Raw genomic sequence first — 23,771 nt, 5'->3', positions numbered from 1 at the left:
CGGCCTGCTCGGCCCGTTCCACCTACTCGGGTGCCGCGCGGGTCGCGGCGGCCGGTTCGTCGACCCGCCCGCCGCGGTGCAGCGGACGGGCCAGCAGAGCACCCAGGAATCCCGCCACCGCGCCCCACAGGAGCCCGAGACCGACATTGCGCCACAGCACGGGCTGCAGCTGGACCTGGCCGCCGAGGCCGTCCACCTCACCGATACCCAGCAGGGAGAGGCCGAACTGCGCCTGGATCCGTCCCAGCAGGCAGACCGCCAGGGTCGCCAGGGCCAGGGCCACGCCCAGATGGAGGGCGTGCTGCCAGGGGCGGACGTGGGCGGGGGAGCGCACGGCGGCCAGTACGCCCGTGCCGAGCAGCATGACGGCGGCCACCGCCACCAGCCACCAGGCCCGGGAGTCCTGCTCCGCGAGCGCGGCCACGTCGATCCGGGACGGGTCGGAGCCACGCAGGACCTGGTCCAGCAACTGCGGCATCGGCAGCCCGAAGGGTCCCTCCACGTTGCCCTCCCAGGCGCCGCCGAAGCCCAGGGTGAGCGCGAGCCAGACGAGGTTCGGCAGCCCGAGCAGGATCACGGCAAAGGTCCGGTCGGCATGGCCCTGGGTGGCGGCCACGACCACGCCGACCCCGATGCCGAGGACGACGTAGGCGAGGAGCAGCAGCATCGTGGCGAAGGCGGCCGGGCGCAGCGCCGTGTGGAAGCGGACCAGCCGGGCCGGCAGCGGGGCGCGGCGCGAGACCAGCAGGGCGATCAGCAACAGGCCGAGGATCCACAGCAGTCCGTACAGGAGGGTGGCCGGCAGGTCTGCCTGGAAGCCCACCGTGGGCGCGGAGTCCAGGAGTTCGGTGATGGTCCCGATGGGCGAGTCGCCGGTGGAGATGCCGAAGGTCTCGCGGGCCAGGAAGGCGGCGCCGGTCAGGGCGAGCAGCCACAGCACGACCAGCGGGACCGCGCGGCCGATGAGTTCGCGGGGCCGGGCCACGGCCCGGTTGTGCAGGGGGCGCAGGAAGAGGCAGCCGGTCACGAGGGCGCCGGCCAGGCTCACCGAGAGGGGGACCACCGACAGGCTCACCTCCGCCCCCGCCAGTGAACCGGCACCGCCCGACACCTCCAGCGAACCGCCCGCCGCCATCACCACGACCGCGGCGACCACATGCGGGAACGCGCCGCCCGGAAGGCCGCCCGCGCCCGCGCACATCAGCCCGGCTGCGGCGACCGCGCCCATCACCACGAATCCCGCGACGACGGCGACGAGGGCGTCCCGCCAAGCCCTCGCGGAGCCCCCCGACGATGACGATTCCGGCGTCCGACTCACCCTGCCACCGTGACATCCCCGGCTTGCGGGCACCACCCGGACGGCGCACACAATGGTCCCCGGGGAACTCACTCCTCCTGGGAAGAAGAGCCCGTGACCACACAGCCCTCCGGCCGACCGCCGTCTTCAGAACGCCCCACCGGGCCGCCGTCAGGCCCGCTCTCGGGCGGGCAGCAGGGGCCTCCGCCACCGCCGCCGCCGGCGCCGCCGGGTGGGCCCGGAGGACCGGCCCCCGGACCGGCAGGAGGTCCCTGGTGGCGCTCCGTGCCACGGCTCGTCACCGCGCTGGTCGCGGTGGCGGCGGTCGTGGCTCTGGCCGTGGTCCTCACCCGGCCCGGCGGGAAGGCCGACAACGCGGGCGGCGAGGTGTTCCTCCAGCCGGTCGCCGCCTCCGGCCCCGACCCCTTCACTGAGTCCACGGTGGTGAAGGACGCGCCGCCCCCGCCGGAGAGCCCGCCGCCCTCTCCCCAGGGCACGGTCAGCCCGAGCGCCAGCCCGACCGGGCCGGTGGGTACCAGGAGCGTCAGCGGTTCCGCGCCGGGCGTGTACGGCGGCACCAGGAACGTCGCCAGCTGTGACGTCGAGAAGCTGATCGGATCGCTGAGCGCGGATCCCGCCAAGAACGCGGCCTTCGCCCAGGCGCAGGGCATCCAGCCGGCCGCCGTTCCCGGTTACCTCCGCTCGCTCACCTCGGTGCAGCTGCGGATGGACACCCGGGTGACGAACCACAGCTACCGGGACGGCAAGCTCGTCCCCTACCAGGCGGTGCTCCAGGCCGGGACGGCCGTGCTGGTGGACGACCGGGGCGTGCCGCGGGTGCGCTGCGCGTGCGGGAACCCGCTGGGTCCGCCGGTGCCGCTCAAGGCCTCCCCGAAGCGTTTCGGGCAGACGTGGCCCTCGTACCAGCCGGCGAAGGTGGTGGCCATCGCACCGGCGCCGACCGTCGTCACCAAGATCGTGATCTACGACCACCGTGACAACCAGTGGTACGAGCGCCCCAAGGGCGACCACCAGGGCAAGCCCAAGCCCGACCGGCCGATTCCGCCGCCGCCGGTCCCGACGCCGCCGCTCACCCCGAGCCCGGTGATCACACCGACCTCGTCCGTGACGGCCCCGACCCCGTCAGGGATCTCGCCGAGGCCGACCCCGTCCGGGACGTCCCCGACCCCGAGCACGTCCGTGACGACGCCGACACCGTCGAAGTCCCCCTCGAAGTCCCCCTCGAAGTCCCCCTCGAAGTCGCCCTCGAAGTCGCCCTCGGAGTCACCGAAGAAGTCCCCGTCCGAATCTCCGTCGAAGTCTCCTTCGGAGTCCCCGTCGAAGTCGCCCTCGAAGTCCCCGTCGGAGTCACCGAAGAAGACCCCCTCCGAGTCCCCGCCGAAGTCTCCTTCGGAGTCCCCGTCGGAGTCACCGAAGAAGACTCCGGCCGAGTCCCCCTCGACGGCGCCCTCGGAGTCGTCCGCCGAGTCGAAGCCGCCTTCGAAGCCGGCCTCGGAGACGCCGTCGAAGCCGCCGTCCTCGCCGGCTGCGGTGTCACCGACGCCGAAGTCCGCGCCCGCGACTCCCACGTCTCGCACGGCTCCGCCGACCGTGGCGTCTCCGGCGCCGCGCCCGTCCGCTCTGCGCCCGTCCGCTCCGCGGCCTTCCGTCCCGCAGTCGGTCGCTCCGCGGCCTTCCGCCCCGCCGTCCGTCCCGCCGTCGGTCGCTCCGCAGCCGAAGCCGGAACCGGCCCGGACCGCTCCCCAGCCCGAGCCTGAGGGCCCGGCCCAGGAGAGCTGACCGCTCCCGTCCGTGACCGCGCCTCCTTCCCCGTACCGGGGGGAGGAGGCGCGGTCACCGGGCGCCGCGGCAGCGGACCGGGATTCAGGCCTGGCCGCGGCGGGTGAGGGTGTCGCCCGCGGCACCCACCGCGAGGCCGAGGACGATCATGACGATGTAGCTGTAGATCTCGTAGCCGTCGGGGGCGAGGAACCGGACGAAGCCCATGAAGCGGATCCAGCCGAGCCACTCGTGCAGCAGGCCGCTCGCGCCGCCGACGACGAGGACGAAACAGAGCACACCCGTGACGGTGGCCAACGGGGACTTCGGGGACTTCGGTGAGGTGGAGGTCATGCTCCGACGTTAGGAACCGGGCGCCGGGCCGGACATCGGCCTTAGGGCTGCCCGCGCTCGTACTTAAGTATTCGGTACGGGACGAGCACGCCCGCTCCCGCACCCGCCCGCGTAGATTCCCAGGACATGCGCCGTATCCACCGCACCCGCCGGGACTGGGCCGCCGACCTGGCCCTGTTCCTCTTCGCCGCCTGCTTCGCCGCCGTCAGCTCGCAGTCCATCCCGGTCGCGGAGAGCCTCGGCCCGGGCTGGCGGGCCGCCGACCAGGTGGCCGGCGGGCTGGGGTGCGCGGCGGTCCTGCTGCGGCGGCGCGCGCCGGTCCAGCTGGCCGTGGTGCTGCTCCTGGCCGGCAGCGTGGCGCACTACCTGACCGGGCCGGCCATGGTGGCGGTGTACACGGTGGCCGCGACCCGGCCGTGGAAGGCCACGGCATGGGTGGCGGCCCTGGTCTTCGGACCGCTGCCCCTCTTCCTGTGGCAGCTGCCGGACATGTCCGAGGAGCGGGCCGGTTCGGCGGTGACGTACTTCGCCCTGATCGCCGGGGCCATCGGCTGGGGGCTGTTCCGGCGGTCCCGGCAACAGCTCATCACCTCGCTGCGCGAGCGCGCCGAGCTGGCCGAGGCGGACGCGGAGTCGCGGGCCGAGCGGGCCCGGATGGAGGCCAGGGAGGAGATCGCCCGCGAGATGCACGACGTACTCGGCCACCGGCTGTCGCTGCTCAGCGTGCATGCGGGCGCCCTGGAGTTCAATCCCGGCGCCCCGCGGGCGGAGATCGAGCGGGCCGCCGGGGTGATGCGCGAGAGCGCCCACCTGGCGCTGCACGACCTGCGCGAGGTGATCGGCGTACTCCGGGCGGGGCCAGGCACGGGTACGGGTACAGGTGCAGGGTCTGCGGAGGGCGGCGAGCGCCCGCAGCCGGAACTGGTGGACCTCCCCCGGCTGGTGGCGGAGGCGAGGGCCGCGGGCGGACGGATCGGGCTGGCCGGACCGCCCGAAGGGGCCGCGCCGCCACCCCTGGTGGGGCGTACGGCGTACCGGATCGTGCAGGAGGCGCTGACCAACGTACGCAAGCACGCGCCCGGCGCGGCCGCCGACGTACGGGTCACCGGGAGCCCGGGCAACGGGCTGACGGTGGAGGTCCGCAACACCCGGCCCCCCGGACCGGATCCGGCCCGGGGCCCGGTCCCCGGGCCGGCCGAGAGCGGCGGGCAGGGGCTGATCGGGCTGGCCGAACGCGCCCGGCTGGCCGGTGGGGAACTGACCGCCCTCCCCGCCGGCGGCGGCTTCGAAGTACGGGCCTGGCTACCCTGGCAGGGCTGACCGACGGGCAGGACACGGGACCACGACACACGGGACCACGAGACATGAAAGACGAGGCGCCGGTGATCCGCGTACTGCTGGTCGACGACGATGCGATCGTCCGGGCCGGACTGCGCCTGATGCTGGGCGGCGCCCCGGACATCGAGCTGGTCGCGGAGGCCGCGGACGGGGCGGAGGTGCCCGCTCTGGTCGACGCGCACGGACCCCACCTGGTGCTGATGGACATCCGGATGCCCGGCGTCGACGGGCTGGCCGCCACCGAGCGGCTCCGGGCGCGGCCGGGAGCCCCGGAGGTGCTGGTCCTGACCACCTTCCACACCGACGCGCACGTCCTGCGGGCGCTGCGGGCAGGAGCGGCCGGGTTCCTCCTCAAGGACACCCCGCCGCAGGAGATCGTGACGGCCATCCGGACGGTGGCCGCCGGGGACCCGGTGCTCTCCCCGGCGGTCACCCGTCGGCTCATCGACCAGGTGGCGGGCGACTTCGGCCAGGACGCCCGGACGAGTGCCGCCCGCGCCCGGCTGGCACTGCTGGCCGGGCGCGAGCGGGAAGTGGCCCTGGCGGTCGGGCGGGGTCTGTCCAACGCGGAGATCGGACGGGAGCTCCACCTGGCGCTGCCCACGGTGAAGACCCACGTGTCCCGGATCCTGACCCGGCTCGACCTCAACAACCGGGTCCAGATCGCCCTGTTGGTCCATGACGCGACCCTGCCGGACAGCGGACCGCGCTGAACCGTCCGGCCGCCGGTTCCGCCGCTTCCGCCGCTTCCGCCGCTTCCGCGGCCGCACCGCCGTCGGCCGCACCGTCGCCGGGGCGCACCCGCCGGGGTGGCGGGCCGGGCACGGAGGGTGTCCGGGCCTCCCGCAGGGACACCGGCGGGCGAGAGTGAGACCCTGGCTGCATGGCCCGGAGGGCAGAGAACCCCGACGTCGGCTGGCCGGCGCGGCCGGACACAAGCCTCGCGCTCAATCGCATGGGCACATTCGACTGGGACCTCGACAGCGGTCGGATGTATCTCGATCCCACCGCCCTGGAGGTACTGGACCTGCGCCCGGACGAGTACGACGGGACCCCCGGCGGGCTCCGGAGCCGCCTCGCGGCCGGTGAGGAGGCCCGGCTCGACACCCGGGTCGCGCAGGCGATCAAGGACGGCCGAAGCCACTACGGGGCCTACGTCCGCAGCCGCCGGCGCGACGGTTCGCCGTCCTGGACCCACATCCAGGGGCACCTCCTGCGGGACCCGTCCGGTCGCCCGTACCGCGTCATCGGGATCCTCCGCGACGCCGCCCACGACCCCGGCGAGCCCGGCGCCGCCGGCGAGGAGATCGAGGGACGGCGCCGGATGACCGGTGTCGTGGAGCGGACCACCGCCATCCTCGCCCACGCCCGCACCGTCAACGACGTGACCGACATCCTCAAGGACCCGCAGGCCCTCGGCCACCTCGGCGCCGTCAGCGTGATGCTGGGCGTCGTCGACGGCGGCCGCATCCACCTGGTCGCGGAGGGGCAGCTCGGCTCGTACGTACCCGAGATCGAGTACACGCGGATCGACGCACAGCTTCCGATGAGCGAGGCCGTACGCACCATGCAGTCGGTCTTCCTGGTCTCCCGGGAGGAGTTCCAGCGGCGCTACCCGGACCTGTGGCCGTACATCGAGCCGCTGTCCGTCCGCAGCGGCGTCTATCTCCCGCTGATCGCCCAGGGCCGGCCCGTCGGGGCGCTCGGGCTGCTCTACACGCGGGACGGCGATTTCACCGCCGAGGAGCGGAACCTGCTGATGGCGCTCGGCAGCGGGGTCGCGCAGAGCCTCCAGCGGGCCATCCTCTTCGAGCAGGAGCACGACCTGGCCGAGGGACTCCAGCGGGCCATGCTGCCCCGCCGGATCCCGGACGTGCCGGGCGCGCGGATCGCCGTGCGGTACCGGTCCGCGCGGATGGGCCGGGACATCGGCGGCGACTGGTACGACGTGGTCCCGCTCGGCGAGGGCCGGGTCGGGGTGATGATCGGCGACGTCGAGGGGCACGACACGGACGCGGCCGCCGTCATGGGGCAGCTGCGCATCGTGATGCGCGCCTACATCGTCGAGGGCCACACGCCGGGCGCGGCGATGGCCCGGGCGTCGGCCTTCCTGCGCGAGCTGGAGACGGAACGGTTCGCCACCTGCACCTACGCCGAGGTGGACCTCACCACCGGGATGGCCCGGCTGGTCCGCGCCGGGCACCTCGACCCCGTCGTACGGCGCGGCGACGGCAGCGTCCACCGGATCCAGGTGGCCGGCGGGCTGCCGCTCGGCCTGCCGCCCCGCGAACAGTCGGGCACCGGCTCCGGATACCCCGTCACCAGCCTCGAACTCCACCCCGGGGACACCCTGCTGCTGTGCACCGACGGCCTGATCGAACGCCCCGGCGCCGACTCGGACACCGGCATGCGGGAGCTCATGGCGGCGGTCCACAGCGGCCCGGTCGACGTGGAGGAACTCGCCGACGTGCTGTGCGACCTGGTCGGCGACTCGGGTGGCGGGGACGACATGGCCATGCTCGTCCTGCGCCGCCGCGGCACTCCCACCCCGCGTGGTGGGGGCCCGCTGCAGCAGCGGCTGGAACCGGGTGACACGAAGGCCCCGGCGCTGGCCCGGCACCTGATCCGGGCGGCGGTGGCCGCCTGGGGCGCGCGGCACCGGGCCGACGAGATCGAACTGGCGGCGGACGAGCTGATGACCAATGCCCTGGTCCACACGGACGGGGGCGGCCACGTCAGCATGCGGCTCACGGCGCAGGGCCGGATCCGGATCGAGGTCGAGGACAGCAGCAGCGCCCTGCCGAGGCGGCGCGAGGCGGGAGACTGGGCGGTCTCGGGACGCGGGCTGATGCTGGTGGACCGCCTCGCGGACGAGTGGGGCGTGGAGCCCCGGGGCGGTGGGAAGTGCGTGTGGTGCGAGTTCGCCCTGGCCGCCCCGGAGGACGCCGGCTGAGGCCCGGGCGCAACGGTCCGGACCCGGCGCGCCGCCGGTACCCGGGGTCTGGGACCGGCGCCTCTGGGATCCGGGCCCGGGGGGATCCGGGACCCTGTGATCCGAAGCCCGGGGATCCGGGGCCTGGGATCCGCCTGGGACCCGCGCCGTCAGAGGCGTACCAGGGTGACCTCGGTGGCCTTCACGCTCGTCCACACCGCGGCGCCTTCCACGATGCCCAGTTCGGCCGCCGCGTCGGGGGTGATCTCGGCGACCAGGTCGGGCGCGGCGGCCGAGGCGATCAGCACGCGCAGCCGGCTGCCGACCGCGGTGATCTCCCGTACGGTGCCCGGCCAGACGTTGCGGGGGCTGCCGCCCGGGCGGTCCCGGTGCACCGAGACCGCCTCCGGAGCGATGATCGCCAGTGCGGTCGCCCCCTTGGGCAGCGTCTCGGCGACCACCAGCCGACCGCCCGCCGCGAGAGCGAGCCCGTCGGCCGACGCGGTGCCCGGCCAGGCGTTGCGCCCCAGCATCCGGGCCACCCACGGGGAACGCGGGTGCCGGGTGACCTCGGTGGGCGGCGCGTCCTGCAAGGCCCGGCCGTCGGCCAGGACGAGGACCCGGTCCGCCAGCGACACGGCCTCGACGGGATCGTGGGTGACGATGAGGCAGACCCCGCCGAAGCCGGCCAGGTGGGTGCGCAGGGTGTGCCGTACCCGGGCCCGGGTGGTCTGGTCGAGTGCGGCCAGCGGTTCGTCCAGGAGGAGGAGCCGGGGGCGGGCGGCCAGCGCCCGGGCCAGCGCCACCCGTTGGGCCTGGCCACCGGAGAGCTGGGCGGGCCTGCGGTCGGCGAGGTGCAGGACGCCCAGCCGGTTCAGCCAGGCCTGGGCGTCGCGGCGGGCCTCCGCACGCGGCACCCCGCGGGCGCGCAGCCCGTACGCGGTGTTGGCCACGGCGGTCAGGTGCGGGAACAGCGCCCCGTCCTGCGGCACCCAGGCCACCTGGCGCTTGTGCGGGGGCAGGGCGGTGACGTCGGTGTCGCCGAGCCGCAGTTCGGCGTGGGCGCGCGGGGTGAGGCCGAGCAGGGCGCGCAGCAGGGTGGTCTTGCCGGCGCCGTTCTCGCCGACCACGGCGATGGTGGTGCCGGGTTCGGCGTCGAGGGTGAGCTCGGTGAAGCCGGTGACGGTGGCGTGCAGGGGCCAGCGGCCGCTGTCGTGGGGCGCCGCGGTGTCGTCGCCGCCGGTGGTGGTCGGGGTGGTGGTGCGGGCGTCGGAGGCGGGCGGCTCCTCGGGGACCGGCGGCGCAGTGGCCTCGCGGGCCACCGGAGTGCCCGTCCAGCGTCCGCGCAGGGCGATCAGGACGCCCATGGCGATCGCGAGGAGCAGCAGCGAGACGGAGGTGGCCGCCTCGGGCTTGTCCTGCAGCAGCAGGTACACCTGGAGCGGCAGGGTCTGTGTGGTACCGGGCAGGTTACCCGCGAAGGTGATGGTCGCCCCGAACTCGCCCAGCGCGCGGGCCCAGGTCAGCGCCGCACCGGCGATCAGGCCGGGGGCGACCATGGGCAGGGTCACGGTGAAGAACACCCGGACCGGCGAGGCGCCGAGCGAGGCGGCGGTGTCCTCGTAGCTCTGCCTGAGACCGCCGAGCGCGCCTTCGAGGCTGATCACCAGGAACGGCATGGCGACGAACGTGGCCGCGACGACGGCGCCCGACGTGTGGAACGGCAGGGTGATCCCGAAGGTGCCTTCCAGCCAGGGCCCGAGCAGCCCGCGCCGGCCGAAGCCGAGGAGCAGGGCGACACCGCCTACGGTCGGCGGCAGCACCATCGGGAGCAGGACGAGCGAGCGGACGAGGGCCTTGCCCTTGAACTCCACGCGGGCCAGCAGCCAGGCGAGCGGTACGCCGAGGAGCAGCGAGAGGGCCAGGGCCCACAGGGACACCACGAGCGAGAGCTTCAGGGCCTCGACCACGCCGGGGCTGGTGAGGTGGTCGCCGAGCTCGCCCCACTGCGTGCGGACGAGGATGCCGATGAGCGGCAGCAGCAGGAACGCGACGGCGAGCAGCGCGGGGAGCGCCAGGGCCAACGGGGGCCGGGTGCGGGCACGGGTGCGGACGCGTGTGCCGCTGTGCGTGCCGGTTCGGCTGCGGAGTCTGCTCATGAGGGTTCCTGGCTGGGGTGTCGGCTGCGGGGGAAGCGTAGGCGGCCGGCGGCGGGTCCAGGGGCCCGTCCGCGAGAACGCCGAGAGGGGCTTCCTGTCCCCCCGGTCCAGGCAGCCCCTCAGGGGGCGTGGGGCGTACGGCGGTTACGCCTTCTGGAAGCCCGCGTCCTGGAGGATCTTCTGCGCCTCGGGCGTGCTCAGCCAGGCCACGAAGGCGGCCGCGTCCGTGGCGTTCTTGGACTGCTTCAGCGTGGCGGCCGGGTAGGAGGCCACGGCGTTCTGGTCGTCCGGGATCTCCACGGTGACGACCTTGTCGCCGGACTTGGCGGAGTCGGTCTTGTAGACGAGACCGGCGTCGGCCTCACCGAGCTCGACCTTGCTCAGCACGGCACGGACGTTGGGCTCCTGGGAGACCGGCTTCACCTCGATCTTCTGGGCGTCGAGGATCTGCTTGCTGTAGCGGCCGACCGGGACCTCGGGCGCGGCGAGCACGACCTTGATCTTGGTGTCGGCGAGGTCCTTGAGCTCGTCGATCTTGAACGGGTTGGTCTTGCCGGCCGCGATGACCAGACGGTTCTTGGCGATGACGGTGGCGTCGCCGGTCTCGGCCTTCAGCCCGTCCATGGTCTTGGTGTCGGCGGTGACCAGAGCGTCGGCCGGGGCGCCCTGCTTGACCTGGGCCGCGAGCTCCTGCGAGCCGGCGAAGGAGAAGGTGATCTTCGTGCCGGGGTGGGTCTTCTCGTACTCCGCACCCGCGGTCTTGAAGACGTCGGTGAGGGAGGAGGCGGCCAGCACCGTGAGGTTCACGGCCTTCGGCTCGGGGGTGGTGCCGGCGGTGGCGGCCTTGTCGTCGCTCTTGCCGCAGGCGGCCAGTGGCACGAGCAGGGCGGCGGTCAGTGCGGCGGCGGCGGTACGACGGCGGATCGTGATCGGGGACATGAGCAGGTGCTCCTCGGTCGGGTCGGCGGCCGGCCTGGTGCCGGAACCGCGTGGTGGTGACCCGCGCCGGTGACGGGCGGAGCGGGTGGGGACGTTCGGTGGTGCCGAGCGGGTGGTGCGGGGGACCGCGGGTGGACGGCGGGCGGCGCCGTCCGGATCAGGTGCGGTCGATGTGCACGCTGGTGGACTTCACGCGGGCGGTGGCCTGCATGCCGACCTCCAGCCCGAGCTCCTCGACGGCCTCACGGGTGAGCAGGGAGACCAGGCGGTGGGGACCTGCCTGGATCTCGACCTGAGCGGCCACGTCGCCGAGCTTGACGGCTGTGACGATGCCGGGAAAGGCATTGCGCGCCGAGGTGTACGGTTCCCCGTCCTCGAGGTGGGCGCCCTGGCCCACCTCGACGGAGAACGCGGCCAGGTCGCGTCCGTCGATCAGGCGTCGGCCGCCTTCGTCGCGATGGGTCACGACCCGGCCGGCGTCGGCCCAGCGGCGGGCGGTGTCCGGGCTGACGCCCAGCAGGCGCGCCGCCTGTCCGATGGTGTAGGACTGCATGGGCGACAACGTAGGGCCACTTGTGGCGCATTTGCAATTCTCTTGGCCTGATCTCCATGGCAGATGCCATACTTCTTGGCGCATCTGCCAAAACTCGTTCCGTTCCGCCGGGCCCGGCTCGCTAGAGTCGGGGGCATGGCTGATGAGGGAACGGGAACGGGCACGGTACGGGTCGACGCGTGGATCTGGTCCGTGCGCCTGACCAAGACCCGCTCGATCGCGGCGACCGCCTGCCGGGCGGGCCACGTGAAGGTCAACGGGGAGCGCGCCAAGCCGGCGCAGCCCGTGCGCGCGGGGGACGAGGTGCGGCTCTTCCACGCGGGGCGCGAGCGGATCGTCGTCGTGAAGCGGCCCGTGTCCAAGCGGGTCGGCGCCCCGGCCGCCGCCGAATGTCTGATCGACAACAGCCCGCCGCCGCCGACGCCCGTGGAAGCCGCCGTGGTCGGCATCCGCGACCGGGGAGCGGGCCGTCCGACGAAGCGCGAGCGCCGCGAGATCGAAGTCCTCCGCGGACGTCCGTAGAGGTCTCCCCGCAAGGTCCCGGTCGGCCTGCCCGCGGCGCCCGCGGTCAGGCCTTGCGGTCCAGGCCTTCCGGTGCAGGCCGGGCGGTCCAGGCCTTGCGGTCCAGGCCGTCCGGTCAGGCCTTGCGGTCAGGTCTTGCGGTACGTGTACGCGTCGGCGGCGGACGCCGCGACCGCCGTCAGCGGGGCTCCGGCGGACGCGGTCACCACCGCCGCCACCGCGCCCTCGACGAACGGCGCGTCCAACAGCTCTGACCCCGGCGGGAGTTCGTCCTCCATCAGCAGGGCCTTCACCGTCAGCACCGAGCTCCCCAGGTCGGCCAGCAGGGCCACCCCGGCGCCCCGGTCCACCTCCCGGGCGGCCGCGACGATCCGCTCCGTGCTCGTGCCGAGCCCGCCGACGGCCGTGCCGCCCGCCGCGGCCACCGGGGCCACGGGTCCGCCGGCCGCCAGCTCGCGCGCCAGCTCCGCCACCGCCTCCGCGACCCGCGCGCTGTGCGACACCAGCACGATGCCGACCAGGGCCGGGCCAGGGCCGGAGTCGGAGTTGGAGTCGGAACCGGAACCGGAACCGGAGCCGGAGCCGGAGCCGGGCCCCGGGCGCTCGCCCGTCACTGCGCACCCGCCGATTCCGCCACGTCCGCCAGCGTTCCCAGCAACAGCGCCGACGAGGTCGCCCCCGGATCCTGGTGGCCGATGCTCCGCTCGCCCAGATAGCTGGCCCGCCCCTTGCGCGCCTGCATCGGCACCGTCGCCAGCGCCCCGTTCTCCGCCGCGCTCCCGGCCGCCCGGTACGACGTACCCAGCGCGGCCACCCCCGGCACCAGCGCGTCCAGCATCGTCTTGTCCCCCGGCGCCGCCCCGCCCAGCTGCGCCACCGCCCCGATCCCCTCGGAGAGGGCCTCACGCAGCTCTGCGTCCGACACCTCGGCCGACTCACCGAGTGCCTTGCCCGTGCGCCGCAACAGGGTTCCGTACAGCGGCCCCGACGCCCCGCCGACCGTCGAGATCAGCGTCCTCCCGGCCAGCTGGAGCACCGCGCCCGGGGCCGCCGCCGTCGGCTCCGCCTCCAGGGCGGCGAGCACGGCCGTGAAACCCCGCAGCAGATTGCTCCCGTGGTCGGCGTCACCGATGGGGGAGTCGAGCTCGGTCAGCCGGTCCGCCTCCCGCTCCACAGCGGCCGCGGCGGCCGCCATCCAGCGCCGGAAGAACTCTGCGTCACGCACTGGATCTCCTCGCCTCGCACCCGTCTGGCCAGTCCCACCGACACCATACGTTCAGAGACCCCAGCGCAGCGCCGCGGTCCGGACGGGCGCGTCCCACAGCCGCAGCACCTCCTCGTCGGCCCGGCACAGCGTCACCGAACACCCCGCCATGTCCAGCGACGTGACGTAGTTGCCGACGAGCGCCCGCGCCACCGGCACACCGCGCTCGGCCAGCACCCGCGCCACCTCCGCGTGGAACCCGTACAGCTCCAGCAACGGTGTCGCCCCCATCCCGTTGACCAGTGCCAGGACCGGCCCGTCGGCCGGACCGATCTGCGCCAGCTCCTCCAGTACGGCGCCCACCGCGATCTCCGCGATCTCCCGCGCCGACATCATCGGGCGCCGCTCCCGGCCCGGTTCGCCGTGGATGCCGATGCCCAACTCCAGCTCCCCGTCGGGCAGGTCGAAGGTCGGGCTGCCCTTCGCGGGAGTGGTGCACGCGCTCAGCGCCACCCCGAAACTCCGCGAGCGCGCGTCGACCCGCCGGGCGAGCGCGGCGACCCGCTCCAGCGGCGCCCCCTCCTCGGCGGCCGCCCCGGCGATCTTCTCGACGAACAGGGTGGCCCCGGTACCACGGCGCCCGGCGGTGAACAGGCTGTCGGTCACCGCGACATCGTCGTCGACCAGGACGCGCTCGATCCGCAGGCCGTCCTCCTCGGCGAGCTCGGCGGCCATCTCGAAGTTCAGCACGTCCCCGGTGTAGTTCTTGACGACGAACAGCACCCCCTGGCCGGAGTCCACCGCCGCGGCCGCCCGCACCATCTGGTCCGGCACCGGCGAGGTGAACACCTCCCCGGGACACGCGGCCGACAGCATCCCGTACCCCACGAACCCGGCGTGCAGCGGCTCGTGCCCGGACCCGCCCCCGGACACCACCCCGACCCGCCCGCCGGCCCGCGCGTCGCGCCGTACGACGACCCGCCGCTCCACGTCGACGTCCAGCTCGGGATGGGCGGCCGCCATCCCGCGCAGGGCGTCGGTGACCACGGTCTGCGGACTGTTGATCAGCATCCTCATGCGTATCTCCCGGCGAGGTGAACAGGTGACTTTCTGAGCAGTGTCTTCGCAGGTCAGAGTGTGTAGGTATGAATATCTGCCCTGGTGGTTCACGGTGCCTGAAAGCGGTTTCCGGCGGTACTGATGCCGACCTCTCGCCGACTTCAATGACGTTCCGTCAGACGCCATGCTGACGGCACACCGCTCACGTCGACCGTAAGGGAGCCCGCCCCGCAGCGACAGGCAGACGGTGTCTCGGGCGTGGCACAGGGCTCAGGCCGCGCTGCCGGCGAACTGCGCGCCCTGGCCGGGCTCGCCGCTGCGGCGGGATGCGCAAGGCGGTGGGGTGTGCTTCACCGGGAGGCTGCTGACTGGTCGCGGTCGTGGGGGAGCCGTGCGAGGGTGACCGCGCGGAGGAGCCATTCGACCGGGGCGTACCGGTACCGCGCCGTGAGCCGTCTGCTGAGGGCGAGTTGGCCGGCGTAGAGCACGAGTGCGCCGAGTGTGACGACGGCCGGGCTGAGGCGGTCGTACAGGGCCAGTCCGTAGCCGGTGAAGACGAGGGCCGTGATCAGGGACTGGCTCAGGTAGTTCGTCAGGGCCATCCGGCCGGCGGGGGCGAAGACCGCTGCGATCCGTGCGCCGCGGGTGGTCTTCATGAGCAGGAGCATTCCGCAGATGTACGCGGCGGTGAGGGCGGGGGCAGTGACCGTTCCCACCATCAGACCGAAGGTCGACCATCGCGGACCGAGCGGGCCGGTGGTGGTCATGGCCATGAAGAGGCTGCCGGGCAGGCCGACGGCGGCACCGAGCAGGAAGATGCGGCGCATCTGCGCGCGGTGGTGCCCCGTGTCGGCGAGCAGGCGCCGCTTGCCGCAGTGCAGCCCGACCAGGAAGGCCGTCATGACGAAGCCGCTCATGAGCAGCGTGGCGAGGAGTTGGTCGGGCAGCTGGCCGATGTTGGCCTGCACGACGGACGATGCGTCGCCGCGGTAGCCGGCGATGAGTTCGGGCAGGCCTTCCGCGAGTTCGGCGTCCGCTTCGGCTGTTTCGGCATCCGACATGAACAGGGTCCCCAAGCCGAGAAGGACAAGGAAGACGCTGAGGCATCCGTACAGGATTCGGGCGGCGCGGAGTGCCGCGCCGGGTGTGCAGTTGCGTGCGGCGATGAGGATCAGGCCGAGCACCGCGTACGTCGTGAGGATGTCGCCGGTGTACAGGAGTACGGCGTGCAGGACGCCCAGGACGAGCAGGCCGAGCGAACGGCGCAGCTGCCGGGGAACCGCGCTCGCGCCGGCGCGTTCGGCGGAGGCCAGCTGCAGGGTGAAGCTGTAGCCGAAGAGGAACGAGAACATCAGGTAGAACTTGCCGACCGCGAAGGTCAGGACGACACCCTCGACGGTCCCGTCAAGGGCAGAGGCCCCCGGATCAGTGATGGCTCCGAGGCCGTACGGATTGGCCATCATCTGCGCGTTGACCAGGAGGATGCCCATGAGCGCGAAGCCGCGCAGGGCGTCGACCTCCGGTATTCGCGCCGGCCGGTCTTCTCGTGTGCGGGCGGCCGTCAAAGGCACTGCTTCCCCCAGGTGGTCGTGGGTGTGGGGGCTCCTGCCCATGTCGTACAGGCGGCCGGCTTGGTCGAGCCGTTCTCGGGCCGAACTTGGCAGAGCTGACGGGAGGAGCCGCGCACCGTGGTCTGGTGACGGTAGCCCAGTTGCCCGTGCCGCGGCCGAAGACCAGGCGCTGCGCACTGAGGCGTTCGATGCGATGGCGACGGGGGAGCGGGACCTCGCGGACGGCATACGGCAGGAGACCGAGCTGCCGCAGCGGAAACCGACGGGCGCCTGGTCCGGCATCAACGCCTTCTTCACCGGCGCCGGTCGTCGGAACTGGCAGGTGAACCTGGAGCGGCGCGTGTACATCCTTCGATGTACTGTTTCATTGTGATTCATCCCCGTGTGCTTATGGCGGGGCGATGCGGGTTCGGCCAGAGGGCTCCGCGAGGTCAGGCTCCGGAGTGGACCGGCCTCTGCTGCGACTCCAGGCTGTCTCGAATCGCGCTACCTGTACCGGGCAGCTGAACGGTCGCCTCTCCAGGACGGCGAAGCGCGTCGTGACGCCCTGCGCCTCGCGGACCACGCCGTACAGCCGGCCCCCGACGTGCCCAGGTCCGGGCCGTCCCCGGTCGACCCGGGCAGCACCACGGGGGGCTGTCCAGGAGCTTCGGAAACCGCCTCTACAGCGCCCACGCCGGCATCGACAAGCAGGTGTACATCACCCGCTTCGACGGCACCTCGCGAGGGCGGGCGCGTGGTGGCTGACGCCGCCGGGCTGGGCGCTGCGCGCCGGTCGGCGGGCTCCGGGCAGGACGCCGGCGCGGTGTGGGGTGTACGCAAACGGCCGGCAGCAGACGGGCAACGCTACGCACCGACGCCGCAGGCACCCGGCGGGCGGCACCCGGCGGGCGGCGGGTATGCGGCGACAGTTGGGCACGCGAGCTCACCCGTACGGACCACGCCGGCCGGCTCCGGCGCACGCGCGGGAATGATCTTGCCGATCAGGTTTCGTGTGGAGCGTTCTTGGCGAAGTACTTCAACCATGGGCTTATCGCCGGTTGCCGGTCATCCTGCTGTCGCTGTTTTCCGTGAGCCCCGAGGCGGGCGGTCCGTCCCGGTGCTGGGCCCACGGGTCGATGCCGAGGCGGAGCGGGCCGCGCGCGTGCTGGCCGGGCTGGCGACCCATGCCAGACCTGTCGAGCGGACCCGCGCGCTGCGCCAGTCCGCTGCGGCTGCAGGTGAGTTGGTGGCCGCGCTGTCGGCTCTGGATCCGGCCGTGGCCGGTGAGGGACTGCCGGCGGAGTCGACCAGTCAGTCGTTCTTCCGGGTCCGTGAGGGGGAACTGTCGGATCAGCAGGCCGCCCTGCACGGTGTCCTGGTCGTCCACCGCGGTCTGGAAGACCTGTGTGAGGCCCCGCTGTCGGGCGCCGACCTGGCGCTGGAGGCGGCCGGGATGCGGCAGGCGGTGCTCGACCTCACCGGCGCGGTGCCGGGCGCAGACCCTGACTCCATACCGCCGGCGGCCGTCCCCGAGCCTGCTGCGGGGGCGTCGATGGAGAGCGTGTGGAGTGCTCGGTGGCTCATCGGGCACCAGGTCCACGTCCTGTTCAACATCTGCGCCGCGGTGGCCGTGGCCGACGCCACCCGCCATCTACGGCACGGCGACGGCGATGCCGCTCTGCCACGGCTGGCAGATGCGACGGTGTACGTGCGGGGCTTCCCGGCGGCCATGACCCACGCAAGTACGGTCCCGGCCGACTACTACATGGCGGCGATACGCCACACCATGGCGCCCCCGTCGGTGGACGTCCCGCTGAGCGGGCGCCAGCATCGCGGATACAAGCTGTTCCGGGCGGCGATGAAGGAGCTGCTGTCCGTGGTTCCCGACACCTACGAGCAGTTGGCGGCCCGCGCCCCGGAGCTGGCCGAGGCACGGGACGCGCTCCTGGAAGCCGACATCGTGGACGGTGAACGGCACGTCACCCTCGCGTACTCGATGGTGCATCTGCGCCGTTCCATCGCTCAGAAACCCGAAGGCCCCGAGAACGCCGTCGCCGAACTACGGCTCATGCGCCATCGCCGCGCGGCCCAGTACGCCTCCCTGATCCGATTCGGGGACCACTACATCGCCGACGCCGTGGCCGGCCTGCGCCACGCGTGAGTCCGCGTGTCCGCCGCCCACACCTCCGGCAGGAGCCCCTGATGCCCGAGACGACGCCCGGCACCACCCAAAGCTCTGCCGTCGTCGCCGACTGGGCACTCGACCCGGTCGATGCCGGCGCGTGCGAGCAAGTGGCCCGCACCCTGTGCGCCGGCGAGCACGACCAGGTCGACCACCCCGGGTGGGTGGCCCGGGCCCGGGACGCCTGGGAGGACCTTCCGTTCCCGCTGCGCCGTGGGCTGCGCCGATTTCGAAGGAACTCCGGCCCGCACGGCACATTGGTGATCGGGGGCCTGCCCGTCGATCAGGCGGCCCTGCCCGCGACACCGTCCGTAGCCGGCTCGGTCCAGCGCCGGGCCACCGTCCCGGCCGCGGTGCTCACCATGGTGGCCTGCGGGCTCGGCGAGCCTCTCGCCTACCGGGCGGAGAAATCCGGCGCCCTCGTGCAGGACGTCGTGCCCGTGCCCGGGCAGGAGAGCTTCCACGGCAATGCCGGATCGGTGCCGCTGTCCTTCCACACCGAGAACGGCTTCCACCCCCACCCACCCGACTACGTGGTCTTCCTGTGCCTGCGCGCCGACCACGACCAGCTCGCCGGCATGCGCGTCGCCGGCATCCGCCAAGCGCTGCCGCTCCTCACCCCGGCCAGTCGCCAGGCCCTGTTCGCACCGGAGTTCATCACCACACCACCACCTTCCTTCGGCTCCGGCGCTGCGACGCGTGAGCCCGACGTCGAGCCCCGACCGGTGCTGTCGGGAGCGGACGAGGATCCCGACATACGGATGGCCCAACTCGTCACCACCCCGCTCACCCCTCGGGCCGCCGCCGCGCTGACCGAATTCGGCCGCGCCTGCGAGGCGACCGCCCGTACCCTGCGCCTGAACCCGGGCGACCTGGTCATCATCGACAACCGCGTCACCGTCCATGGCCGCACCGCCTTCCACCCCCGCTACGACGGAGCAGACCGCTGGCTGCAACGCACCTACGTCACCACCGACCTGCGCCGCTCCCGCGACCACCGTCCCCACGACGGCCACGTACTCGCCCGCTGACCGGCGTCCAGCCTGCCGGGTTGCGCAGCCCGTGCCGGTGTCAGCCGTCGCCCTCGAAGGGCCAGGACTGGATGTCGCGGTAGTGGATGGGGCCGGGGCCGCGGCCGGTGTTGCTTCCGACGAGGTGGAGGCGCCGGGCCTCCCACGGGCGGCCGGTGAACGCGTCGAGCCCGGTGGCGGCCTCCACCGCGCTGGTGGTGTCGTGGCGGCGGGAGCGCGCCAGCGTCAGATGGGGGCGCAGGGGCCGCCCGTGGAAGGGGACGCCGCAGTCGGTGACCGCGGCGCGCACCTCGGTGGCGAGCAGGTGCAGTCCTTCGAGGTCTCCGCCGATCCCGGTCCACAGGACCCGCTCGTCGAAGTGCCCGCCGCCGCGCAGCGCGAGCCGCAGGGGCCGCCGGGCCGCGGCGAGCTCCGCGAGCGGCGGCCGCAGCAGTTCGACGGCGGTGACCGGGAGCTCGCCGAGGAAGGCCAGGGTGATGTGCCAGTCCTCGATGCGGTTCCAGCGCATGCGCGGGTACGCGGCGTAGGCCGGCTGCATCCGCTGCTCCAGCTCTTCCTTCGCGTCGTCGGGCGGGGCCAGCGCTATGAACACGCGGACGGTCGCTGCCTGGGTCTTTTCGTTCACGAGGTCTTCGTATCCTGTTCGGGCACGTTCCGTCATCTTCTGCCCGGTGGGGTGCGGGTCAGCGGGCGCCGGGGGATCCGATGGTCACCACGCGGGCCCAGGCGGGCGGGGAGTCCGGCACGTAGTCGGGGTCGTCCTCGCTCCAACGGCTCCCCCGATCCCGGGGGAAGAGGCCCACCACCGTGCGGCAGGGCGGTCGCGTGGCCGGCCAGGCCGTCTGCCCGTCCGTCAGGACCACGATCACGTCGGGCCGGGGTCCCGTGCCGAGGGCCTTGGCGAATCCCGTGCGCAGATCCGTACCCCCGCCGCCCAGCAGCGGGATGCCCTCACCGCTGCACAGCGGGTGCACGATCCGGGCCGCCGCGTCGCACGGCACCACGCTCACCATGTCGCTACGGCCGCCCACGGCACGGGCGATCGCGGCTACCTCCAGCAGCGCACTGCCCAGTTCGGCGTCGCTGACCGAACCGGAGGTGTCGATGACCACGCAGACCCGGGGCGGTCTGCGCCGCAGGCTCGGGAGTACGGTGCCGGGCACCGCGGCCGAGCGCCGGGAGGGCCGGGCGTAGCTGTAGTCCTCGCCCGCGCCCGCACCGGAGGCCGCCGACCGGACCGCCGCCCCCAGCAACTCCCGCCAGGGCTGAGGCGGCTGGAACGCCTCCTCCGCCCACCGCCGCCACCCCGCCGGCGTGCTTCCGGGACGGCCGTTGATCCCCTGCGCCACCCGGAACCGCACCGCGTCCTGCTCCTGCGCGCTGAGGCCGTGCGCGCCGTCCGGCCCCAGGTCCCATGCGCGTTCCAGGCCGTCGGCGCCGCTGCCGCAGTCCAGCCAGACCAGCTCCTGCGTGAGCGGTCCGAGCCCGAACTGCCGCAGGTAGTCCTCCATGAGCTCGCCCGGGCGCAGCCCCAGGTACTCCGGCGTCAGCGCCCCTTCGGGACGTACCAGACCCTCGCCGTACGCATCGTCGTTGATCTCGCAGTCCGCGGCGATGTTCATCCGCAGCCGTTCGCCCGGGCCGGTCAGTCCGCGTTCCCGGGCGACCCGGTCGCCGCGCCCGTGGTGGTCGCGCAGCAGGTGGGACACCTCATGGACCCAGACCCCGGCGAGCTCCTCCACCGGTGTCCGGTCCACGAACCCCGGCGAGACGTAGCACCGCCAGTGCCGGTCGACGGCCATCGTCGGCACCCGCCGTGATTCCACGGTGTGCAGGGCGAACAGCGCCGTCGCCAGGTAGGGCCGGACCCGGGCGGCGTGCAGCCGGGCCGCGAAGAGCTTGTCGAGGTCCAGTGCCCCGGCCCGCTGCGTCCCCGCCGGGTGCGCTCCCGCCCGCCCTGGCCCCGTCGCCGGTGCGCTCATCGGCCGGCCCCCACGGGGTCCCCGGTCCGGGCCGCCGCCCGCTCCTGCGACAGGTCCGCCCGCCGGGACAGGGCCACCACTCCGGCGAGCCGCTCGATCGACTCCGGCACGTCCCAGTCCTCCTGGCGCAGCGTGGCGAGGGTGGTCGCGGGAACGACCACCAGGTCGGGGGCCCCGGTCTCCAGCGCCCGGACCAGGAGCGCCCACGCCGCGTACCAGCGGGCCCTGTCCGGGCGCCTGCGGACCGCCTCCACCACGCCGTCGAGCGTGGCCTGGCGCCGGTCCCCCCGCTCGGGCAGGTCGGCGCCCGCCGGGTCGGCGAGCAGCTCCTCGGGGTCCGGGAGGTCCATCCGGTCCAGAGCGGCCAGCAGCTCCAGCCCCGGACCGTCCCCCACCGTGCCCCTGACCAGCATGGAGAGCACTTCCCTGGAGGAGTCGGCCGCCTGCGCGAAGGCGAGCAGACGTACCGTCATCTCCCAGCTGCGGGGCGACGGCCACGCACCTCCCCGGCGGGTCTCGGTGCCGGGGAGCCGGTGCACGAGCGCGGGGCGGGTGGTGAGGAGCCCGCACACCGCCCGGCGGGCGTGGTCCACGGCCGCCGGCAGCCTCTCGGCGTCCAGGCGCGGCAGGGTCGCCCGGGGCCAGGTCCCGCCGAGCCCGCGGACCACGACATCGTGGTCGTGGGTCCACTGGAGGTGGACGAACCGGTTGGCCAGGGGCGGGCTCAGCTCCCAGCCGTCGGCCGCCGAGCCCCTCGGGTTGGCGGCGGCCACGATCCGTACCCCGGGCGGCAGTTGGAGCGAGCCGATCCGGCGTTCGAGTACGAGGCGGAGCAGGGCGGCCTGGACGGCCGGCGGTGCCGTGGACAGCTCGTCCAGGAACAGCAGCCCGCGCCCGGCCCGTACGAGCCGCACGGCCCAGTCCGGCGGGGCCATCGGGACACCCTGCTCGGCGGGATCGTCTCCGACGATGGGCAGACCGGAGAAGTCGGACGGCTCGTGCACGCTGGCGATCACCGTGGTCAGGGGCAGGTCCAGGGTCTCGGCGAGCTGTGTCAGGGCCGCGGTCTTGCCGATGCCGGGCTCACCCCACAGGAGTACCGGCAGGTCGGCGGCCACGGCCAGGGTCAGGGCCGCCAGCTGGTCGTCGGGGCGCGGTTCGGTGGTGGTGTCGCGCAGGAGGGCCAGCAGCCGCTCGGCGACGTCGAGTTGGTCGAGTGGGGAGGGGGCACCGGTGGACGTGAACGGGGTGTGCGAGGGCATGAGTGATCACCTGTGGGTTCGTGAGGAGTGGGCGGTCCGGGGGACCGGGGGAGAGAAGGGAGAGGGGCCGAGGGCCGGAGGGCCCCGGGGTCAGCGGGCCTGTGCCTGGCGCGGGTGGAGCCGGTGGTCCCGTGGACGGGATGCTCCGGGGCGGATCCGGCCGGGGCCGGGTCCGGCCAGGCCCGCCCGGAACAGCCCGTAGGTGATCCGCCGTAGCGCGGCCGCTTCCAGTTCGTCCCGCAGGGCCCCGGCGCGCAGCGGGGCGTCGGGGCCGAGCAGCCCTTCCACCACGGCCAGCGCCCCGGCGATGTCGCCGTGGTCGAGGCGTTCGCGGACCCCGGTGAGGCCGTCCGGCCGGCGGTGCGTCGCGTCGATGGCCTGCAGGCAGGGCAGCGGAGTGCCGGTCAGCGCGGCCAGCAGTTCCTCCCGGCGGATCTCGGCCGGGTCGTGGTCCAGCGCGGCCAGTACCCCGTCGACCAGGCCGATACGGTGCCGGGCGCCCCGGCACTCGACGGGGCGGGGCTGCCCCGCACGGCCCGCGTCCGTGTCCGTGGTCCATGCCGGTCCGGCCGGTGCACGGTCCGGTACCAGGGCCGAGGCGACCAGCGGGTGCAGCCGCCCGGCCTCGATGGCTCCGGAGCGGATCAGGTCCAGGTCGGGCAGGGTCCAGACCGCCGCGTCGGGCAGGACCGGCAGCGCGGAGGCGCTGCCGTCGGCGGGCGCCTCCCCGGTCCGCGCCACGGGCGGCCCCGGGCCGTCCGCGGCCAGGTCCAGCACCAGCCGCTGCCGGGCCCCCAGCCGTACGGCGACGCTGCCGGTGGTCCGGCCCTCGGCGCGGAGCAGGATCCCGGCCTCGGCGGCCCACCTGCCGACGGCGCACCGGTGCCCGTGCGGGAGCGCCGCCAGGAGTTCGGCGTCGGGTGCGGGAAGGCTGTCGGCGGGCGGCCGGTCGGCCCCGGACCGGGCCCGCAGCTCGTCGGTCCTGCGGGCGTCCCACAGGTGGCGGTGCAGGTCGAGGCGGAACCGGCGGTCGGGACGGGGCCCGCGGCGCGGGTCCCCCCAAGGGCCGTGCCCGGAGCGGGATCCGTCCCACAGGGCGAGGCTGATCCGCTGGCCGCCGTCCGCCCACGCCGGCGGAGTCCTGGCCACGAGGTACACGGGGTGCCCAAGTTGCCCAAGGTGCCCAGGATGTACGGGGTCTCCGGGGTCTCCGGGGTGCGTGGGGTCTACGGCGTGCGCGGCATGCGGTTCGTCGCGCGGGGCCGTGTCGTACCGGGCCAGGGCGACGGTCAGCCCCGGGCGCAGCAGTCCGTCGGGAGCGATGCGCGGCATGTGCCAGCGCAACAGGTCGGGCGCCAGGTGGCGAAGGTCGGCCCGGATCCGGGCGGCGAGGTCGTGGCCGCGCGAGCGCGCCAGGAAACGGAGATCGAGATCGACGTCGATGCCCGCGGCGGCGCAGGCCCCGGCCCAGTCCCCGGCGGAGCGGCGGGCGGTCGCAGTCTCGATCATGGACGCCGGCACGGCGTACTCGCGTACGCGGAGCCAGAGGGAGAGGCGGGAATCCCCGTGCACGTTCTCGGTGGGCATCAGCGCTCACCTTGCGTGGACGGGACCCCCGATCTGTG

Annotated in this window: 20 protein-coding genes and 1 pseudogene; 8 read left to right on the top strand and 13 right to left on the bottom strand. The window is 73.9% G+C overall.

What is annotated here, in order from left to right; all coding sequences use genetic code 11:
- Positions 1-22: 22 nt before the first annotated feature.
- Positions 23-1,318: a streptophobe family protein gene (locus ACFY04_RS18450; RefSeq protein ID WP_389117885.1), complete on the bottom strand. Its 1,296-nt coding sequence runs from the start codon at positions 1,316-1,318 to the stop codon at positions 23-25.
- Positions 1,319-1,411: 93 nt separating this feature from the next.
- Here ACFY04_RS18450 and ACFY04_RS18445 point away from each other — a divergent pair.
- Positions 1,412-2,659: pseudogene (locus tag ACFY04_RS18445) on the top strand (DUF6777 domain-containing protein); the annotation flags it as partial.
- A 522-nt stretch (positions 2,660-3,181) separates the two neighbouring features.
- Here ACFY04_RS18445 and ACFY04_RS18440 read toward each other — a convergent pair.
- Positions 3,182-3,430: a hypothetical protein gene (locus tag ACFY04_RS18440; RefSeq protein ID WP_389117884.1), complete on the bottom strand. Its 249-nt coding sequence runs from the start codon at positions 3,428-3,430 to the stop codon at positions 3,182-3,184.
- A 126-nt stretch (positions 3,431-3,556) separates the two neighbouring features.
- On the opposite strand from ACFY04_RS18440, the gene ACFY04_RS18435 reads away from it, so the two are divergent.
- The 3 genes from ACFY04_RS18435 to ACFY04_RS18425 all read left to right on the top strand — a co-directional run bounded on the left by ACFY04_RS18435 (position 3,557) and on the right by ACFY04_RS18425 (position 7,721).
- Positions 3,557-4,750, top strand: a complete 1,194-nt coding sequence (locus ACFY04_RS18435; protein WP_389117882.1) for a sensor histidine kinase — start codon at positions 3,557-3,559, stop codon at positions 4,748-4,750.
- Between the two features lie 44 nt (positions 4,751-4,794).
- On the top strand, positions 4,795-5,481 hold the full coding sequence (locus tag ACFY04_RS18430; RefSeq protein ID WP_389117880.1) for a response regulator: 687 nt from the start codon (positions 4,795-4,797) through the stop codon (positions 5,479-5,481).
- A 170-nt stretch (positions 5,482-5,651) separates the two neighbouring features.
- The gene (locus ACFY04_RS18425) at positions 5,652-7,721 is read left to right on the top strand and encodes a SpoIIE family protein phosphatase (protein WP_389117879.1); all 2,070 of its coding nucleotides are present in this window, start codon (positions 5,652-5,654) and stop codon (positions 7,719-7,721) included.
- Positions 7,722-7,870: 149 nt separating this feature from the next.
- Here the strand turns inward: ACFY04_RS18425 and ACFY04_RS18420 are convergent, their stop codons facing one another.
- The 3 genes from ACFY04_RS18420 to ACFY04_RS18410 form a co-directional block, all read right to left on the bottom strand.
- The gene (locus ACFY04_RS18420) at positions 7,871-9,859 is read right to left on the bottom strand and encodes an ABC transporter permease (RefSeq protein WP_389117877.1); all 1,989 of its coding nucleotides are present in this window, start codon (positions 9,857-9,859) and stop codon (positions 7,871-7,873) included.
- Positions 9,860-10,003: 144 nt separating this feature from the next.
- The gene (modA, locus tag ACFY04_RS18415; RefSeq protein ID WP_389117875.1) at positions 10,004-10,798 is read right to left on the bottom strand and encodes a molybdate ABC transporter substrate-binding protein; all 795 of its coding nucleotides are present in this window, start codon (positions 10,796-10,798) and stop codon (positions 10,004-10,006) included.
- A 157-nt stretch (positions 10,799-10,955) separates the two neighbouring features.
- Positions 10,956-11,351, bottom strand: a complete 396-nt coding sequence (locus tag ACFY04_RS18410; RefSeq protein WP_030730138.1) for a molybdopterin-binding protein — start codon at positions 11,349-11,351, stop codon at positions 10,956-10,958.
- Between the two features lie 135 nt (positions 11,352-11,486).
- On the opposite strand from ACFY04_RS18410, the gene ACFY04_RS18405 reads away from it, so the two are divergent.
- Complete coding sequence (locus ACFY04_RS18405; RefSeq protein ID WP_389117872.1) at positions 11,487-11,873, top strand: RNA-binding S4 domain-containing protein; 387 nt, start codon at positions 11,487-11,489, stop codon at positions 11,871-11,873.
- A gap of 128 nt (positions 11,874-12,001) precedes the next feature.
- Here ACFY04_RS18405 and ACFY04_RS18400 read toward each other — a convergent pair whose 3' ends face one another.
- The 4 genes from ACFY04_RS18400 to ACFY04_RS18385 form a co-directional block, all read right to left on the bottom strand.
- Positions 12,002-12,394, bottom strand: coding sequence for a PTS-dependent dihydroxyacetone kinase phosphotransferase subunit DhaM (locus ACFY04_RS18400; protein ID WP_389118147.1), 393 nt, complete (start codon positions 12,392-12,394; stop codon positions 12,002-12,004).
- A gap of 89 nt (positions 12,395-12,483) precedes the next feature.
- Positions 12,484-13,098: a dihydroxyacetone kinase subunit DhaL gene (gene dhaL, locus ACFY04_RS18395; RefSeq protein ID WP_389117871.1), complete on the bottom strand. Its 615-nt coding sequence runs from the start codon at positions 13,096-13,098 to the stop codon at positions 12,484-12,486.
- Between the two features lie 51 nt (positions 13,099-13,149).
- Positions 13,150-14,154, bottom strand: a complete 1,005-nt coding sequence (dhaK, locus tag ACFY04_RS18390) for a dihydroxyacetone kinase subunit DhaK (protein ID WP_389117869.1) — start codon at positions 14,152-14,154, stop codon at positions 13,150-13,152.
- 332 nt (positions 14,155-14,486) lie between these two features.
- Positions 14,487-15,749, bottom strand: coding sequence for a DUF418 domain-containing protein (locus ACFY04_RS18385; RefSeq protein ID WP_389117868.1), 1,263 nt, complete (start codon positions 15,747-15,749; stop codon positions 14,487-14,489).
- Positions 15,750-15,900: 151 nt separating this feature from the next.
- Here ACFY04_RS18385 and ACFY04_RS18380 point away from each other — a divergent pair, with 151 nt between their 5' ends.
- The 3 genes from ACFY04_RS18380 (at position 15,901) to ACFY04_RS18370 (ending at position 18,902) form a co-directional block, all read left to right on the top strand.
- Entirely contained in the window at positions 15,901-16,080 is a 180-nt protein-coding gene (locus ACFY04_RS18380; protein WP_389117867.1) for a hypothetical protein, read from the top strand.
- A gap of 726 nt (positions 16,081-16,806) precedes the next feature.
- Positions 16,807-17,850: a hypothetical protein gene (locus ACFY04_RS18375; protein WP_389117865.1), complete on the top strand. Its 1,044-nt coding sequence runs from the start codon at positions 16,807-16,809 to the stop codon at positions 17,848-17,850.
- A 41-nt stretch (positions 17,851-17,891) separates the two neighbouring features.
- Complete coding sequence (locus tag ACFY04_RS18370; RefSeq protein ID WP_389117864.1) at positions 17,892-18,902, top strand: TauD/TfdA family dioxygenase; 1,011 nt, start codon at positions 17,892-17,894, stop codon at positions 18,900-18,902.
- A 40-nt stretch (positions 18,903-18,942) separates the two neighbouring features.
- Here the strand turns inward: ACFY04_RS18370 and thpR are convergent, their stop codons facing one another.
- The 4 genes from thpR to ACFY04_RS18350 all read right to left on the bottom strand — a co-directional run bounded on the left by thpR (position 18,943) and on the right by ACFY04_RS18350 (position 23,733).
- On the bottom strand, positions 18,943-19,527 hold the full coding sequence (gene thpR, locus ACFY04_RS18365) for an RNA 2',3'-cyclic phosphodiesterase (protein WP_389117862.1): 585 nt from the start codon (positions 19,525-19,527) through the stop codon (positions 18,943-18,945).
- A gap of 58 nt (positions 19,528-19,585) precedes the next feature.
- Positions 19,586-20,884 carry a VWA-like domain-containing protein gene (locus ACFY04_RS18360; RefSeq protein ID WP_389117861.1) on the bottom strand — a complete coding sequence of 433 codons (1,299 nt, stop codon included), beginning with the start codon at positions 20,882-20,884 and terminating at the stop codon, positions 19,586-19,588.
- Positions 20,881-22,146 (bottom strand): AAA family ATPase, encoded by a 1,266-nt coding sequence (locus ACFY04_RS18355; protein ID WP_389117860.1) that lies wholly within the window; start codon positions 22,144-22,146, stop codon positions 20,881-20,883. Before ACFY04_RS18355 ends, ACFY04_RS18360 begins: the two co-directional genes overlap by 4 nt.
- Before the next feature lie 90 nt (positions 22,147-22,236).
- Complete coding sequence (locus ACFY04_RS18350) at positions 22,237-23,733, bottom strand: hypothetical protein (RefSeq protein WP_389117858.1); 1,497 nt, start codon at positions 23,731-23,733, stop codon at positions 22,237-22,239.
- Between the last annotated feature and the right edge of the window lie 38 nt (positions 23,734-23,771).

The sequence above is a fragment of the Streptomyces sp. NPDC001549 genome (assembly GCF_042894025.1).
Classification (GTDB): domain Bacteria; phylum Actinomycetota; class Actinomycetes; order Streptomycetales; family Streptomycetaceae; genus Streptomyces; species Streptomyces kutzneri.
This window is presented reverse-complemented; position numbering and strand designations above follow the sequence as displayed.